Origin of the sequence: Fulvivirga marina (assembly GCF_016775155.1) — a bacterium.
Lineage (GTDB): Bacteria > Bacteroidota > Bacteroidia > Cytophagales > Cyclobacteriaceae > Fulvivirga > Fulvivirga marina.
Genome location: NZ_JAEUGD010000066.1, coordinates 504,545 through 523,019 on the forward strand (window position 1 = coordinate 504,545; position 18,475 = coordinate 523,019).

Below are 18,475 nucleotides of genomic sequence, written 5' to 3' on the forward strand. Positions count from 1 at the left end.
TGTATGCTATTAGATTAGTTAAAGAAGTTTTCCAGTTGTTCCATGGAAATGTTTTTATACCCCAGATCACTAGGGGTTATATCTGTTGATTTTTTCTCTGTACAGAGAGCAATAATTTCTGTCAGTGCCTCCTGATAGTGCTTCATGAACAGGTTCATCGTTTCTGGCTTAAACTGTCTGGCTCCATAAATCACCGCCATGTCAAGCTCACCATCAGTAATAGCGCCTGTAACTTCCAAGACATAGTCCCTTTCATTTTCGGGGCTTTGCGTGGCTCCATAAGATTCAGAGGCAATACCAAAAGACCAGTTGTCTACTGCGGCATCCATCTGCCCCAAATAGTTAAAGCTCATTTGCGGCTTGATATCCCATTGATTTTCGGGAGCCTCCTCCGGAGCAAGATACCTGGCCAGGCCATACCCCAGTCCTTTATTGGGAATGTGGCGCATTTGCTCTTTTATATTTTTAATATAGCGAGACAGGTCGTTTGCATCATTTACCTCAAGCACAACCGGGTAAATGTTGGTAAACCATCCGATGGTTCTATTAATATTGATATCGGAAAACAACTCTTCCCTCCCGTGGCTTTCCATAGCTACGGCAACCTGAGAAAGTCCAAAATGCCTGTAAACAGCCAGGGAAAGTGCTGCCAACAAGATGTCGTTGATCTCGGTATTAAACGCCTTTCCTACCTTGGTTGTCAGGTTTTCAGTTTCTTCTTTGCTGAGTCTGAAATTTTCACGCTGCTCATCTTTGTTCATATTGGTCTCATCAGAGAAGTCCAGGGTGATATGGGATAGCGGTTTTGAGGCCAGTGTTTTCCAGTAATTTCTCTCTTCGGGTAAAAGACCGTTTTTTGCATGGTCTGCCATCCTTTCGCACCACTTCTTAAATGAGTCATCCTTTGGTGGTAGCATCAGTTTTGAACCTTCCTGGTGTTGTCTGTACAGCAATTCGAGGTCTCCCAGCAGGATAAACCACGATACAACATCCATGACCAGATGATGAATGGCCATCAACAGCCTGTCTCCATCTGGCATATGAAACAAACCCAGCTTGAGCAAAGGACCCTTTGCCAGATCAATGCTTGCCTGCAGCTCTTCAGCAATAGCGGTCAACTCACTTTGTGGCGACTGACTGTTCTGCAAATCGTGCTCTTCTATATGCAATGGGTAACTCAAAGCATGATTATACTGTACAATCTTATTATTCCTGGTTTTAAAGCTCATTCGCAAAGCATCATGGTGCGCTATAAGCTTCTTAAAAATGGTGCTGATCACCTGCTTATCCATGCGCTGCTCAGAGGTGATCATCAATGCCTGGTTGTAATGGTTCGAGTGTTTTTTAGCTTTCTCAAAAAACTGCGTTTGTACTGGAGAAAGTGGTACTCTGCCCTTTACCGTAGACTGATCGGCAAAGCCTTCCTTGACGCTAACAACGCGCGATAACTCTCTGATGGTAGGAAACTGAAAGATATCCTGTGTACTTATTTTGTATTTCAGTTCATGCAGCTTGGCTACCACCTGAATAGATTTAATCGAATCCCCACCTATGGAGAAGAAGTTTTCGTCGATGGTGATCTTTTTCCTTCCTAAAACTGATTTCCATACAGCGGCCAGGCATTCCTGAAGCTCGTTTTCATAAACCTCGCTTTGAGGTTCTTCTATGCTTTCCGCAGGGGCAGGTAATTTCCTGGTATCCAACTTTCCGTTGGGGGTAAATGGAAACGACTCCATAGGAATGAAATAGGCAGGAACCATATAGGCTGGCACCTTATTTCTTAAAAAGTCTATAAAATCTATCTCCTGCTCAGATTTTGGTATATAATAGGCTGCCAGGTACTTCTCTCCCTGCGTGTCTTCTTTGACTACCACCAGAGCTTCTTTCACACCATCGTGACTCAAAAGCACATTGGAGATCTCTCCCAACTCTATCCGGAATCCTTTTATCTTTACCTGATCATCTTCTCTTCCTGCCAGTTGAATATTTCCATCCGGTAGCCATTTTGCAATATCCCCGGTTCTGTAAAGCTTCTCATAGCCTGGTTCTGCAAATGGATTGTCAATAAATTTCTCCCTGGTCAGGTCGGGTCTGTTCAAGTATCCTCTGGCTACTCCTACTCCTGATATGTAAAGCCCTCCGTTTACACCTACGGGCAATGGCTTTTTGTTTTCATCAAGAATATAAAGCCTGATGTTAGCAATGGGTTTACCGATGGGAACGATGCTGTCTGTACTTACCGTATCGTATGCACTCACATCCACTGATGCTTCTGTAGGCCCATACAGGTTGTGAAGTGGAATATCAAATATCTTGTAGAATTTGGCGACCATTTCAGGCAGCAATGCTTCTCCACTGGCAATGACTCTTTTAAGGGAGCTGAGTTTCACTTCATCTGATCCTCCGATTGACTCCAGCCAGATCTTCAGCATAGTGGGCACAAAGTGCAAAGTGGTGATTTTGTGCTTATGAATGAGGTCTGCAATTTGCTCCGGGTCGTAGATAGTTTCTCTTTTACACAACACTAATCGCGCTCCATAGCAAAGTGTCATGAAGATCTCCCATACGGAAACATCAAATACATATGGTGTTTTCTGGAAGATTACATCGTTAGTATTGAAGCCACAGTACTTCCACATCCAATCGATTCTATTGACTACACCGGCATGCTCAATCAAGGTACCCTTTGGCCGTCCTGTAGAACCTGAAGTGTAGATGGCATAAGCCAGCCTGTTTGGGGCACAGGTGAGATTCGGGTTCTCCGTGTTAGCACCGGAAATCGCTGCATGGTCTTCAGCAAAACTGATTACATTAGAAAGTGTCAGTTGTTTGTCTGCCAGCACTTTCCTTTCATCTACCACTATAGCTTTTGCCTGAGTATCCTGGATAATGAATTCTAAGCGCTCTGCAGGGTATTCCGGATCAATAGGTACATAAACGGCTCCCGCTTTCAAAATACCCAACAGGGCAATCATCATGTTCTCTGATCGCTCCAGTACTACGGCCACCAGGTCCTCTTCTTCTACCTGGAAGCGCTCCAGGAGATGGTGGGCAAATTGATTTGCCGCTGAGTTTAATTCACTATAGGTTAACTGTTTGTCTTCAAAAATCACCGCTATATCGTTCGGAGATTTATCTACCTGGTTTTCAAAGATCTGATGTAGAGTAAGCCTTTCCGGGTATGGTTGACTGGTAGTATTAAACCCTTTCAAAACAAGCTCCTCCTCTGAAGAATTCATGAAAGGAATATCTTCCAGGGCCAATGACGAATCTTCCACCACTGCAGTAAGCAGGTTAGTGTAGTGGTTAACCATTCTTTCTATGGTAGTGGACTTAAAGAGATCGGTATTATACTCTACTTCAATCACTAATCCCTCATGGCTCTCTCTGAAATTAAACGACAGGTCAAATTTTGTATATTTAAAATCGACGTCATAGTTCTCCATCAACAGCACATCGTCATATTCTTCATGGCTCAATATGCCTTTTTCGTTCTGTAGCTGTACCATGACATCAAACAAAGTCGAATGGCTCAGATCCTTGTCCAATTCCAGCTGATCTACTAATTCATCGAATGGGTAAATTTGATGCTTAAAAGCATTTCTTGTAATCGACTGGACTCCATCCAGCAAATCATTAAATGACGTGTTCTTATCAAAATCAAGCCTTAAGGCGAGGGTGTTTACAAAGCATCCCAGCTGATTCTCCAGCTCCAGGTGATTTCTTCCTGCAACGGGCGTACCAATGATAATATCCTGCTGACCTGAATAATACTTAAGTAAACCATATACTGAGGAAAGTAACAGTGTAAATAATGTAGTATTATGGGCCTGACTCAGTTCTTTGAGTTTATCGCTGAAAGGCGCTGCAATTACCTCCGTAAAAAGCTTTCCTTCAAAGGTTTTGATTGGCGGCCTCAGGTAGTCGGTAGGCAAATCGAGTACCGGTATAGGTTGTTTAAACACATCGAGCCAGTAGTTTTTTGCTTCAAATTCCTGGCTGCTCAGTTGCTTCCTTTGCCAGTCTGCATAATCTTTATACTGGATTCGAAGCGGTGGCAAGTCCGGTGTCATCTGGTTAAGCATAGCCTGATAAACCTGAGCTATTTCATTTACCAACACTTGCATGGACCACCCGTCGGAGATGATGTGGTGGATGACAAAAAACAGGCAACAACGCTCTGGCGAAAGGCCAACCAATTTTGCTCTGAAAACAGGCCCGTTTTCTAAGTCAAAGCGGGTGTAGGCAAATTCTTCTAACAGTTGATCTAACTCATTTTTCTGAGATTCTCCCTCTGGAAGTTCAGTATATGCCAGGTCAAAATTGACATGATCAGCTATTTTCTGTTTGGGTTCTCCGTCCACCACCACGAAAGTGGTGCGTAATATCTCATGTCTTTGAATAACAAACCGGATGGCTTGCTCAAAAACGGAACGATCAAACCCTCCCTTGAAAATACAGGCACCGGGAAGGTTATAAGGGGTTTGGGCATCTCCCAGAGTATGTAAAATCCATAAACGTCTTTGGGCATACGACACTTCATAGAGGTCTTGTTTTTCCAGTGCAGGTATAGTGTCATGCACCTCACCAGCCAGTGATCCTACAAATGCTGCCAATCGCTCTATAGTGGAATGGTCAAATATATTTTCCAACTCTATAGGCGCTCCCAGCTCTTGTCTGATCCTGACTACCATCTGTGTAGCTCTCAGCGAGTCCCCTCCAAGCTGGAAAAATTCATCCTCTGCTCCCACTACGTCAAGATTCAGGACTTCCTTCCAAATGTTGGCCAGCTTAGTCTCCGCTGGTCCGGCAGGTTGCCATGCCTTCTTTTGGGTTGTGCCATGAACAGCAAAAGGATCAGGAAGTGCCTTAGTGTCCAGCTTACCGTTATTGTTAATGGGTAGTTCCTCGATCTGCATCAGGAAATTAGGCACCATATATGTTGGAAGAAGATCTCTCAGGTGCTTTGCTATTTCAGATGAGTCCTGATCATTTTTGCTTAAATAATAAGCCACTAATTGCTTATCCTGATTTTCATCAGTCTTAGCGATTACAACTGCCTCATCAATGGTTTCATATTTCAGTATGGCCTGCCTTATTTCTTCAAGCTCTATGCGGTTACCACGGATCTTGACCTGATGGTCTTTTCTTCCACTAAATAAGAGCTCTCCTAAAGGGGACCATCTGGCATAATCACCGGTTTTATACAGCCTTTCCCCTGGCTTGAAAGGATTAGGTAAAAAGCTATTCTCAGAAAGTGATGGGTTATTCAGATATCCTTTGGCCAGGCAGTCCCCTCCTATATACATTTCTCCTTCTACGCCAACCGGCACGCGGTTCATAGTACTATCCAGTATGTATATTGAGGTGTTGACAATTTGCCTTCCGATGGATAGTATATCCTGATCATCCGACATCAGTTTTACCGTACAACCAATGGTGGTCTCGGTTGGACCATATTCATTATATATTTTAATATCGCTATTGAGCTGTTTCAGAAAATCGTAGTGAGATTGCCTTACTTCTTCACCTCCCAATATGACATGAGAGACTTTCGTTTTCGTCAATTGCAGTCCGCCCAGTAAGCTAACATGTGATGGTGTCATTTTCACCGCCTGCACACGGCTATTTTCCGGATCGAACATTTCCCTCAGCAGCACTCCAACTTCTTTTTCCGGTGAAATAACTACGGCATCACCACGAGTTAGGGTGCTAAAAATGCTGGTAAATGTCAGGTCAAATGAAACTGATGTAAACAGAGGGAAGTTGAACCCGCTTTTGCCTTCAAAATAATAGTTATTGGCCCATTTTAAATAGTTGGTCAAACTCTTATGGGCAACAGCCACTCCCTTCGGTGTACCTGTAGAGCCTGAGGTATAAATTACATAAGCCAGGTCGTCATGATGATATATTAACTCAGGTAAAGTATTCTTAAAAGTGTCCAATTCTATATCCAGAGCCATGATTTCTCCCTTGAAATCTTCTGGCAAATCAAACATAAAGTCGGAATGGGTAATTACCAGATCAACCTGCGCATCAGCAAGGTAGAAAGCAGTTCTTGTAAGTGGCTGGTTTGTTGACAATGGAAGCACTACTGCATTTGCCTTCAATATCCCCCACATACCAATCAATAATAGTTCAGAGGGGTCCATTAAAAGTGCGACAACAGGCTTCTTACCCTCCTCGTACTGTTCAATCAGGCGCGCTGCCAATTGGTCAGATTTCTCGTCCAGTTCTTTGTAGGTAAGCTTTACATTTCCAAATAGCACGGCATCCGCATCGGGTGTTTTCCGTACCTGAGCCTTAAAGCTGTCTACAACCGTTTCTTCTCCAATTAATGCACGCTCACCACATTCAAAAGCTTGTAGCTTTTGTATTTCTCCTGATGAAAAATAATCAAGACTTTGCACAGAAATACTACTGTCTTCAATTACCGTTTTTAGCAATTGTTGAAAATGAGTGGAGATCATTTGAGCTTTATCCTCTTTGAATAAGGCTGTTTTATATTCAAGGTAGAATGTCAGCCTTTGTCCGCTTTTGATAAAACGGAAAGAAAGATCAAACTTGCTGATAGTATTTTGTCCGTTAACCGGTTGAATGATCAGGTCTTCGTCAGGGTTAGTTTGCGCCCCTTCGTCCATATCTACAAACTCAACCAGAACATCGAATAATGGAGACCTGCCTGCATCAGGGTTTAACTGTAAAGTTTCAACAAGTTTATCAAATGGATAAAGCTCATGCTTAAACGCCTGTAGGGTATTGCGGTTGACCTGATTGAGCAATGTTTCAAAGCTATCTTCACCATTTACTGTGGAGCGTAGCGCCAGCGTATTGATATAATAACCTATCTGGCTTTCCAGGTCGTAATTTGTTCTTCCTGAGGTGGTGGTGCCCACCACAATCTCAGACTGTCCGGTATACCTGTACAATAGTGACTTCACTGCTGCTACCAAAAGAATAAACGAACTGGCTTTATGCGCTTTGGCAAATTTCTCTATTCGCCCAGTCAGTTCCTCATCAAAAGTTATGTCAACAGACCTGCCTTCAAAGGTCTTACCCTGGGGTCTGGTGTAATCCAAAGGTAGATCTAGCACTGTACTCTTGCCTTTGAACTGATTGAGCCAATAGGCCTCCGTCTCTTTCAGGTAGTCACCCTTCAGCAGACTGAGTTGCCATGCAGCGTAATCTTTATACTGAATGTTCAGTGGGGGCAGCGAATAGTTATTATCAGACCGCAATGCTGAATAGTTGGTCAGCACTTCATTGAAAATAACGTTCATCGACCAGGCATCAGAAATGATATGATGCATGTTGATGATGATATAGTGCTTGTTTTCTCCAAGACGAACGAATTTCAACCTCCACAATGGGCCTGTCGCCAGATCAAACAGGGCATCGGAATCATCTTTAATGATCTGATCCAACTTCCCGGTCGCATCATTTTCATTGACCAGGTCAAAAGTTTCCAGATTAATCTCCGGCTTTTCACTAATGCGCTGTTTAGGTTCTCCCTCTATGGTAATAAAAGTAGTTCGCAGAATTTCATGTCTGGATGCAAGCTGATAAACGGCTCTTTCAAACAGGGCTATATCCAGCTCTCCTTCTACAGAAAACACTCCTGAAATATTGTAGGATGTCTTGGCACTCTTATAATGGTTAACCAGCCAAAGCTGTTTTTGAGCATGCGACACCTCATACCAGTCTGCTTCGGCTACTGGTACGATAGCTGGTAACTTCGGCTGCGAGGCATTGCCCAGCAAATCAAGAATTGCCTGCTTGTTTTCCTGCAAAGCCTGTTTTATATCAGGTGTCAGAGCGCCAACAGGTGCTTTGACCTTGAGTTGACCATCTACCAACCGTAACGTAATGTTACTGGCTTTTAGCTTCTCTAAAAGTTCACCAACCCTCATAATGTTAATTCTTCGTATTGTGTTTCTTCTGAATCATTGCCGAGTTGCTGAGAATCATCAAGTAATTCCATGGCTCCTATAATCTCAGCTATCTTTTCTATTGTGGGGTGTTCATAGACTGATTCTAATTCTATTTTCACACCGAATGCCTGTTGAATACGCGATAAAGCTCTTATGGCTTTAAGTGAATGTCCTCCGAGTTCAAAGAAGTTATCGGTAACACTTACTTTCTCCAGATTGAGCAGTTCAGACCAGATCTCAACCAACTGACTTTCAACAGCATTTCTGGGCGCAACGTATTCTGCTTTTTCAGTAGCATTGCCATGAGATACGGCAGGTAATGCTTTAAAATTAACTTTACCGCTAATGGTCAATGGTATTTCATTAATTTGGATAAAGTAAGCCGGTATCATGTAGTTAGGAAGTTTCTGAGCGAGATGAGCCTTTACAGATGCCTGATCCACTTTTGAAGTTGCCATGATATAGGCAATCAAACCATCGTTATTCCCCTGATCTTTATGCACTCTGACAATGGCATGGGTCACTTCCTTCATGGTAAGGAGCTGTTGCTCTATTTCTCCAAGCTCTATTCTATACCCTCTGATTTTTACCTGATTATCAATTCTTCCAAAGAATTCAAGGGTGCCATCATGTAGCCATCTTCCGGCGTCACCCGTTTTGTACAGGCGCTTGCCTTTTTCAAATGGACTTTCAATGAAACGCTCTTTTGTAAGCTTTTCATTATTCAGATATCCCTGACTAACCCCTGTACCTCCCATATATAACTCACCTACTACACCGTGGGGTAATAACCTGCCTTTATTGTCCAATACATGCAAAGTACATTCAGGTAATAAACTACCAATAGGACTGCCTTTGGTATTAGAGTACTCTCGAATATCTTCCATGGTGATCTCATGGTAGCTGGAAACTACTGTAGTTTCCGTAATACCATACATGTTAATGAGCTTAATCTTTTCCGGTGGATAAACCTCTGTCCAGGATTTTAGTTTAATGGTATCCAATCGGTCCCCAGACAAAATAATGAACCTCAGGTGCTCATCCAGTCCGGTTAATGTTTTGAGTTTATCGGAAAGGTATTCAAATGCCAACGGGGTTTGGTTGAGTATTGTAACCCTGTGCTCCTGAATCAGGTTTGCCAGATTTGCAACATCCTTGACTTCCGCCCTTGTGGGGACAATCAACTTGGCACCGTAAAGCAATGCACCGTACATTTCCCATACAGAAAAATCAAAAATATAGGCATGTGCCAATATCCAGACATCTGCAGATGACAGATCAAAGCGATGGCGGTCATTTTTAATGAGTCTGAGCACATTTCTATGGGTGATCATACAGCCTTTCGGCAGACCTGTTGACCCTGAAGTATAGAGTACATAGGCCAGATCTTCCGCTCCTCCGGTTGATGTGAGGTTGTCCGTTGGGCTTGCAGCAAGACCTTTTGGCTTATCGTTGACGTTGATAACTTCTATGTTTTCCAACTCCAGTTTAGCAACATGCTCGCTATCATCAGTGATAATAACCCTGGCATTGGAGTCCTTTAGCATGTATTGTACACGATCAGCCGGGTATTCCACATCAATGGGCAGGTATGCCGCTCCCGATTTGAGTATACCCAACAGGGTTTCCACCATCAATACGGATGGTGACATTATTACTGCTACAATGCAATTGGTACTGCCCTCCACAAATGGCGTTAAGTAATGTGCCAGTTGGTTGGCATTTGCGTTTAGCGCTGCATAGGTAAACTGCTCATTTTTATGCACTAATGCCGTGGCATCTGGTGACAGCGCTGCTTGCTGTTCAAACGTGCCATGCAACGTCATATTGCGGTCATACTCAGCATGCGTGTCATTAAAGGCCGTCAATACAGCTTCACGCTCATCTGAGCTGAGTAATTCTATTTGCCCGATATTCATCTGCGGATTGGCAGATACTTCCCCGGCGATCTGTCTGATATGGCCTGAAATACTTTCTATGAAGGCTTGATCATATAAGTTTTGATTGTAATCAATGGTGAATTTAATGGAAGACCCCGGGTTGATGATCACATTAAAGTTGTAATTGGTTTGCCCTATGGCATCAACATCCGAAATATCCATCCCAACCTCTGAAGAGTTTTCTTCCAGTCCTTGTTTAACCTGAGCTTCGAGAGGATAATTTTCATATGCCAAAATATGGTCAAACAGCTGCTCCTTCAATGGAGAGTTGGACTGGATATCTGCCAAATGAAAAAACTGATAGGCTTCGCTTTCTACAGCTGCCTGTTGCATTTTAGCTATCAGTGTATCAAAGCTTTCATTTTCTTCATAATCAACCCGGACCGGCAAGGTGTTGATCAATAAGCCTACAATCCTTTCTATACCAGGGATTTCAGCAGGGCGCCCTGACACTACGGAACCAAACACGACATCCTCCCTTTGGTTATACCTGCCGAGCATTATCCCCCATATGGCCTGAATTACAGTATTCAGGGTCACATTGTAGTGGGTGCATATTTGATTCAGCTTTTCTGTTACCTCCTCGCTAATCTCAAATCTGAACTGGCCTTGCTTATATTCCTGTCTGTTAACTATGCGGCTTTGAGGAATAAAGGCTGCTTCTTCATACTGATCAAGATATTGTCCCCAGTAATCTGCAGCTGTCTTTCTATCCTGCTTATCCAGCCACTGAATGTAGCGCTTATAAGGAACTGATGGCAATAGTGAATGTGGCTGATTTTGAACGTAACTCCTGTATATTTCATAAAACTCCTGAATGAGTACTCCAAGGCACCAGCCATCCATCAATATATGGTGATAACTCCAAATGAAGATATACTCATTTTCTTCCAGTTTGATGAGTGATAAACGCATCAACTCGTCTTTTGCAAGATCAAGTTTCTGCTTCTTATCATTTTCTTTATAACCTCTAATTGCTTTTTCTTTCTCTCCCTGATCTGCCAATTGACTGAGGTCTTCATGCTTAAAGGTAATACCACGGTCTGCCAGAACAAGCTGTAACGGAAGTGCCACGCCTTCATGCACAAAGCCTGTACGCAAAATATCATGCCGTTTTGAAAGCTCGGTTATTGCTCTCCTAACTACTGATTCATCCAGTGTACCTTTAACCGAATATGATATTTGCTCAAAGTAGGCCTGAGAGTCTCTATCATACAGGGAATGGAACAGAAGTCCCTCCTGCAATGGAGAAAGCGGGTAAATATCCTCAACGGCATACTGATCATTTAGTTTGTCGAGCATTTCCAGCGAAAGCTTCTTATAAGTAAAGTCAGCCGGAGTATGTACAGACTGCGTTTGGGCTGTACAATAATCTATTAATGCTTCCAGCGATTGCTTGTAACTGTCTACCAGCTTTTCAATGGTTTCCTTTTTGTATTGCTTATCGCTAAAAGAGATAGCCATGCTTAACTGCTGTTCGGCGATCATGCCTGATACATCCAGGTCGTGCTTACGCTGTTGTTCCGGGCTTTGCAACGCACCTGTTTCTTCATCGGTAACCTCGAAGGCGAGGTTCTCAACATCCGAATCGAATTGGCCCAGGTAATTAAAAATGATCTGAGCTTGAACCGCATCCAATCCTTTTTGATCCTTTTTAGGGGTTAGGTATTTTCCTATACCATAGCCGATTCCCTTGTTAGGAATTTGATGCAGGTGCTCCTTGATCGTTTTGATCTGTAAGGCAGTATCATCAGCATACTCCATATTAAGAAGTACCGGATAAGAACTTGTAAACCACCCCACGGTTCTGCTGATATCTACATTATCCAGTATATCTTCTCTTCCGTGCCCTTCCAGGTCTACCCATAATTTATTCAGTCCAAAGGTCTTGCTCATTGCCATGCCCAGGGCTGTCAACAGTATGTCGTTGATCTCTGTGTAAAAAGCCTGATTAACCTTGGTGAGTAAAAGTTGGGTTTGCTCCTTACTTAGGTTAAAACGCAGACTGGTAATGTGCTCATGGAAGCATGTTCCATCTTCAAAGTCTCTTGGAACGGCCTGATATTCTTCCTGAGTTAACTTAGTCCAGTAATCAATATCCTTTAGCGCTTTCGCTGAATGGGCATAATCCGAAAGTTGTTGCGCCCAATGTTTAAATGAAGTGGTCTTGGCCGGAAGGTTAAATGGCTTCCCTTCCTGATGTTGCTCATAGAGACGCTGCATATCTTCAAACAGAATCCTCCATGAAATACCATCAACCACCAAATGATGGATCACAATTAAAAGCCGGTCGCAGTCTTTAAACTGAAACAGCCCTAAGGTCATCAGGGGTCCTTCTTCAAGGTTGAACCCTGCCTGTAACTGCCCCGCAATCTCCTTGAGCTCTGTCAACGCTTCAGTTTCTTCCTTATCGCTCAAATCGTACTTCTTAATGGAAAGCGGCAGACTTAAGTCGTTGTTATAAGCAGTTACCTGATCACCTGATTGCTTAAAAGTGATCCTTAAAGCATCATGGTGCTCTTGTATTTTAGAAAAGATAGCCTGTAGTGTCTCAACGTTTATATGCTCCTTGAAGCGGAACATTACTGCCTGGTTAAAATGAGATGGCTCTTGGGTAACCGTTTGAAAGAAATCAGCCTGAATAGGCGTAAGCGGCAGATCACCTGAAACAACCCCTTGCTCCGTCTCCTGTACAGCCTGCTGTGCAGTTGCTGCCAACTCAGCCACTGTAGGGTTGGAGTAAATACTCTTCATGTCTATTTTATAGCCTTGCTCATAAGCTCTGGCCACTATCTGCAACGCTTTAATAGAATCCCCTCCTATTGCAAAGAAGTTGTCATATATACCAATTTCTTCTCTACTCAATAATGTTTGCCAGATCTGAAGTAAATCCTGCTCCTTTTTATTTCTAGGTCTTATTTTCTTCTTTTCGGTCCCCAGTAGCTGCATACCCTCTGATCCATTAAATGGAGAGGGTAACTGTTTAATATCTGTTTTCCCGCTTGCTGTGAGAGGGAACTCTGTAAGTCTTACAAAATAGGCAGGTATCATATAGTTGGCCACATATAGGCTTAGATGATGCCTGATTTCTTCCAGTGTTAAGGGTTCTCCGATAAAGTAAGCTACCAGATTATTGATCCCTTCCTTATCTTTCAGCACCACAACTCTGGCTTTTTCAATACCCTCGCAGATCAATAGAGCGCTTTCAATTTCTCCCGGCTCTATTCTGTATCCTCTCACTTTTACCTGTCTGTCTATTCTACCGGCAAACTCAATATTGCCATTGGGCAACCACTTGCCGACATCTCCACTGCGATACATCTTTTTGTCCTCTTCCGTAAATGGGTCATTGACAAAGCTGGCCGCGGTAAGCTTAGCGTTATTGAGATACCCCCTGGCCACTCCGGTACCGGCTATGCAAATCTCTCCTCTTACCCCATTAGGCACCAGGCGCGCATACTGATCGAGTATATAAACATTGTTATTGGAGATAGGTGTACCTATCGGCATGGTATCCAGTTCCCTGAGCGTTTCCTCATTGACAAGATAGGCCGTATTGGTATCCGTACCTTCTGTAGGACCATACAGGTTCATGATCCTGCTCTGGCAGTGGGTTGAATCCATCCACTCCTGTAGCACGGCAACATCAGCCGACTCACCTCCCAAGGCAACGCACTTCAGGCTGGCTAGTGCCTTATAATTATCTTTTTTAGCCGACTGCAAAACAGGCTCAAAAGCACTTGGCACACAATTGATATGGGTAACTCCTTCTCTATCTATGATGCGGGCTATTTCCGCAGGATCTTTAACGGAATCATCCAGTAAGGTCAATCGGGCACCCGCCATTAACGGAGCAAGGATGTTCTTGATAGAGGCATCAAAACTTAGCGGAACCAGTAATAAAATATTGTCGTCGCTTCCTATCTCAAGATGCTGAACATACCAATTACAGAGGTTGATAAGGGCTTTGTGGGTTATCTCCACGCCTTTCCTCTTGCCCGTAGAACCGGAGGTAAATATGATATAGGCAACATCCCCGGGAAGATTCTCCGGGATTATTTGCGGCTTGGTATCGGAAGAATATTCAACTTGGTCAAGTATCAGTGCGGGTATTCCTTTATTTTCCAACTTATCGTGGAATGATGCCTCTGAAAGGATAACCTTGGGTTTGGTGTCCTCGAGCATCTGCTCCCACTGATGTTCGCCGCTGTTACCGTCGAGTGGCATATAGACTGCCCGTAGTTTAATAATGGCAAGAAAGGCTACAATGGTATTGATGTTTTTATTGGCTACTACGCCTACCCTGTCTCCGGCATTTACCTGGAAGTAGTCTTTTAAATGATGAGCCAGCTGATCTGCCTGAACTGCCAGATCTTTGTATCGTACAGTTTGCTCTTGGTGAACTATAGCCGTGCTTTCAGGATTTGTTGCAACCTGATCTACAAACTGGCTAATGAATGAGCTTTTAAGCAGGCTTTGATCGCTCTCTCCTTCTGAAAGTCTCAATATGGTTTGTTGCTCGGCATCTGAAAGATAATCAAGTCTGTAGAGCTCGGTAGTAGGTTCGGCAAGTGCTGCGCTCAATAAAGCAATGTAGTGTTCAAATAAGTTCTTTATTCTGGTCTCGGTAAACAAGTCCAGGTCAAAGGTGATGTTTACTTTGAACTGATCATCCTGCTCAGAGAAATTGAATACAAGATCAAATTTATTAGAGGCCACCCCGGGAGCATAATTTCCAATTTGAATGCCTCCCATGTCAGGCAGGTTTTTATCGATATTAATATCGATGTTTTGCAACACCACCATAACATCAAATAAAGGGTGTCGGCTAAGGTCCTTCTCCAAATCGAGGTCATCCACCAGATTATCAAATGGATAAACCTGATGTTCATAGGCATTCAGCGTGTTTTCCCTAACCCTGTTCAGCAGTTGCATGAAGTTCTCTTCTCCTGAAAACTTTGTGCGTATGGGTAATGTGTTTAGATAAAGCCCGATCTGGTCTCTCAGGTCTTCATGCTCACGTCCAGCTATCGGGAAGCCAATGACAATGTCTTCCTGAGCTGTATAGCGATAAAACAAGTTTTTGATGGAAGCTACCAGTTGCATGAAAAGAGTTGTACCTGTCTGCTTTCCGAACTCTGTTAACCTGGCTTTGAGCTTTTTATCAATAATAAAGTCCAAGCTACCTGCTTTAAAGCCTTTTTCGAAAGGACGAGGGTAGCAGGTGGGCAAGTCAAGCACCGGAACTTCATCTTTAAATTGTTCCCACCAAAATTTCTGGTGTGATTTCAGATGATCTCCGCTTAGCTGTTCATTTTGCCACGCCGAATAATCCTTGTATTGGATTCGGAGGGGTTCCATCGAATTGTCTTTTCCCTGCTCGTACAGTTCATAGAGTCTGGCGATATCTCCCACAAGTACTTTCAATGACCAGCCATCCGAAATGATGTGGTGCATGGAGAATATGATGATATATTGATCATTTTCAACCTGAACCAGCCTGGCTCTGAACAATGGTCCTGCCTCAAGATCAAATGGTGTGGAAGCTTCTTTATTGATCAATTTACGTGCTTCTTCTTCAGCATTATCGCCCTGATCAACAACTGACTGAACTCCAAGCTTGAAGTTAAATGCTTCGGGGGCATGAATTTTCTGATACAAAACACCTTCCTTCATTACAAATGTAGTACGCAGTGCTTCGTGCCTTTCAATTACACTTCTTAGGGCTTCCTCCAATATGCTTATATCAAGGTCACCTTTCAATATAAAAGCTGCTCCTGTATGATAAGCCAGTGAATTCTTTTCAAGTTGATCAAGTATCCACATACGTTTTTGCCCATGCGAAACAGCATATAGCGCTTTAGGCTCCAGAGCTTCTATATGTTTGAATGCCACATTTTCGCGCTCATCTATAATATGGGCAAGCTCCATAATAGTGGGATAAGTAAATACTTCCCGGATGCTCAGGTCAACGTCCATTTCTTTTTGGACCTGAGATATAAGCTGTGTTGCTTTTAGGGAATGACCTCCTATGTCAAAGAAGTTTTCATTGACACCTACTTTTTGAAGTCCTAAAATGGATTGCCAGATCTTTGACAACTGCTTTTCAGTCTCATTTCTGGGGGTGATGTACCCTGACAGTTCCGTAGGCTTATCGGGATCAGGAAGTAAACGTCTGTTTATTTTTCCGTTGGAAGTAAGCGGAAAGCTGTCTATAATGAGAATGTGCTGTGGTACCATGTAGTCAGGAAGGAATAATGCCAGGTCCTTCTTCAACTGCTTGGCGTTGAGTTTACTTTTTGCTACCAGATAGGCACATATTTCTTTTTCTCCTGCTTTATTGGCCCTCAAGGTGATCAGTACCTGCTTCAGCCCGGTGATGGATTTGACCCTTGCGGCTATTTCGTCCAGTTCAACTCTGTAACCTCTGACTTTTATTTGCTCATCATCCCTTCCTATAAACCTAATATTACCATCGGGCAACCATTTGGCCTTGTCTCCGGTACGGTATAGTTTCTCTCCCTTTCTAAACGGGTGGTCAATAAATTTCTCATGGGTCAACTCAGGGTTGTTAAGGTACCCTCTGGAGAGTCCATCTCCTGATACATACAACTCTCCGGTTATACCTACGGCAACTGGTTCTAATTTTTTATTGAGTATATAGCATTGTGAGTTGGCTATTGGCTTACCTATTGGAATTGACTTTTCATATGGCTTGTCTATTTTAAAGCACGCTGAAAAGGTGGTATTTTCCGATGGCCCATAACCATTGATCAATGTAATCTCAGGGTAAGCTTCCATGACCGCATTGATATGGACCGGTGATAAGGCATCTCCTCCAACCAGAATGGTCTTGAGATCTGAGACCACATCGACGGAGTAATCTATAATTTCATTAAAAAGGAATGAGGTAAACCAGGCTATGGTAACATTATTGTTCTTTAAGCGATGCTCTAAGCCTTTCGGATCAAGCAGTGTTTCTTTTTCAATCAGGTTTAGCTTCGCTCCGTTCAGCAATGGTCCCCATATTTCAAAGGTTGATGCATCAAACGAAACTGGTGCCGTTTTAGCCACCACATCATCGGTTGTGATCTCAATAAAGTTGGTGTTTTTCACCAGGCGCACTATGCTACGATGCTCAATGATCGACCCTTTGGGAATACCGGTAGTTCCTGAAGTATAGGTGATATATGCTATATTGCGCGAGTTGCCTATGGGTTCCAGCTGCTCCGAAGAATGTTGATCCAGGGATCGCCTGTCTAATAAGTATTTATGGCGAGTTTCGACGGCCTCCTCTTTATTTATTGTCTTGTCTACAGATACCATGGTATCATAGCGGAACTGGCTCAATTCGCTCTCCATGGTATATATCTTCTCTGTATGCTCAACCTGGGTAATACAGTTGTAGTCGAATTTCAGGTCTTCGAAAAATCCCCGGGCAATGAACAGTTCATTAGACCAGTCGATCTTCGTGGTGTATCCTTTCCCCACATTACTCCTTTTAAAAGAAAGTAGTGAATCGATCAGCTCATTTTTAGAATCCTGATCCATGATATCACCAAAAAACAAAATTCCTTTGTCATTCAGTAAATGAATGGCTTTGCCGATCACATCTCGCAAGTAGTTATGCCCGTTGAAACACTGGATCACACTATTGATAATAATTACATCAAAGCCTTTCTCCTCAACCTTATCTACCTGATGTGCAGGCAGGCATTGGAGCTGTACATTAGTCAATCCTCTTTTATCCCTTTCTATCTCCGTTTTTTTGAGTATCTCGCTCGAAAGGTCGATGCCATAATACATCTGCACTAGTGGCGCTAAACGGAAAAGGCTTATCCCTGACGAACATCCTATTTCCAGTACGCGGCTCTCCTTATTAAGCAGGGGCTTCAGTTTATGAAGGATGTTATCACCATACTCATCCATGACCAGCCTATCCAGATCTTCTCCAGTGTAACTGTTTGTCCAGCCTCCACCCTGAATATCATCCTGAGCATCTTCACCAACAAAATCCCACAGGTCCTTCTTCATCAATTCATTTTCCGGTTCTACTTCACGGTAAACGTCATGGCTATCGATACATAGAACAGTCTTTAAAGAAGAGCAGTCCCACTGAAGTTTGTTGATAGACTTTATATAGCTTTTTGATGAAACGAGTATCTGACAGGCCGCATCGTCTATGATCGTCTTTTTCCTTTCATAGGGAAAGTCAGGAAAAATGGATACATAAGCTGCCCCTGCCTTAAGTATACCGAGCAATACTATAACAGTATCAATGCTATCATCAAGAAGTACGGCTACTCGATCTTCGATCTGTACCCCCTGATCAAGTAAAAACCTAGCCATTTGATTAGCCTCTTCAGCCAACTCACGGTAAGTTTTTTGCCCTGCGAAAGGATTAGCAAAATAGTCGATCTCCTGTCCACCATGCTCAATGGCCACATGATCGGGGTATTGCGCTGCAATCTGATCAAATAATTCATGAACCGTTAAGTCCGGATAAGGCTGAGCAGTATTGTTAAACTCTTCAACTACTTTGGCCAGGATATCTGCCTTTTTACTGTCCTTTATTTTTCTGAAGTCTGTTTTTGAAGACATGAA

Annotated in this window: 2 protein-coding genes; both read right to left on the reverse strand. The window is 43.1% G+C overall.

Features of this window, described 5'->3' with window-relative positions:
* Positions 1 to 14: 14 nt before the first annotated feature.
* Entirely contained in the window at positions 15 to 7,910 is a 7,896-nt protein-coding gene (locus JMN32_RS22790; protein WP_202858697.1) for a non-ribosomal peptide synthetase, read from the reverse strand.
* On the reverse strand, positions 7,907 to 18,472 hold the full coding sequence (locus tag JMN32_RS22795) for a non-ribosomal peptide synthetase (RefSeq protein WP_202858698.1): 10,566 nt from the start codon (positions 18,470 to 18,472) through the stop codon (positions 7,907 to 7,909). The genes JMN32_RS22790 and JMN32_RS22795 overlap by 4 nt, the downstream gene beginning before the upstream one ends.
* Between the last annotated feature and the right edge of the window lie 3 nt (positions 18,473 to 18,475).

What these genes read in the sequence shown, in the direction of transcription:
- JMN32_RS22790 (WP_202858697.1), bottom strand. Translation starts at nt 7,910, where the DNA reads ATGAGGGTTGGTGAACTTTTAGAGAAGCTAAAAGCCAGTAACATTACG.
- JMN32_RS22795 (WP_202858698.1), bottom strand. Translation starts at nt 18,472, where the DNA reads ATGTCTTCAAAAACAGACTTCAGAAAAATAAAGGACAGTAAAAAGGCA.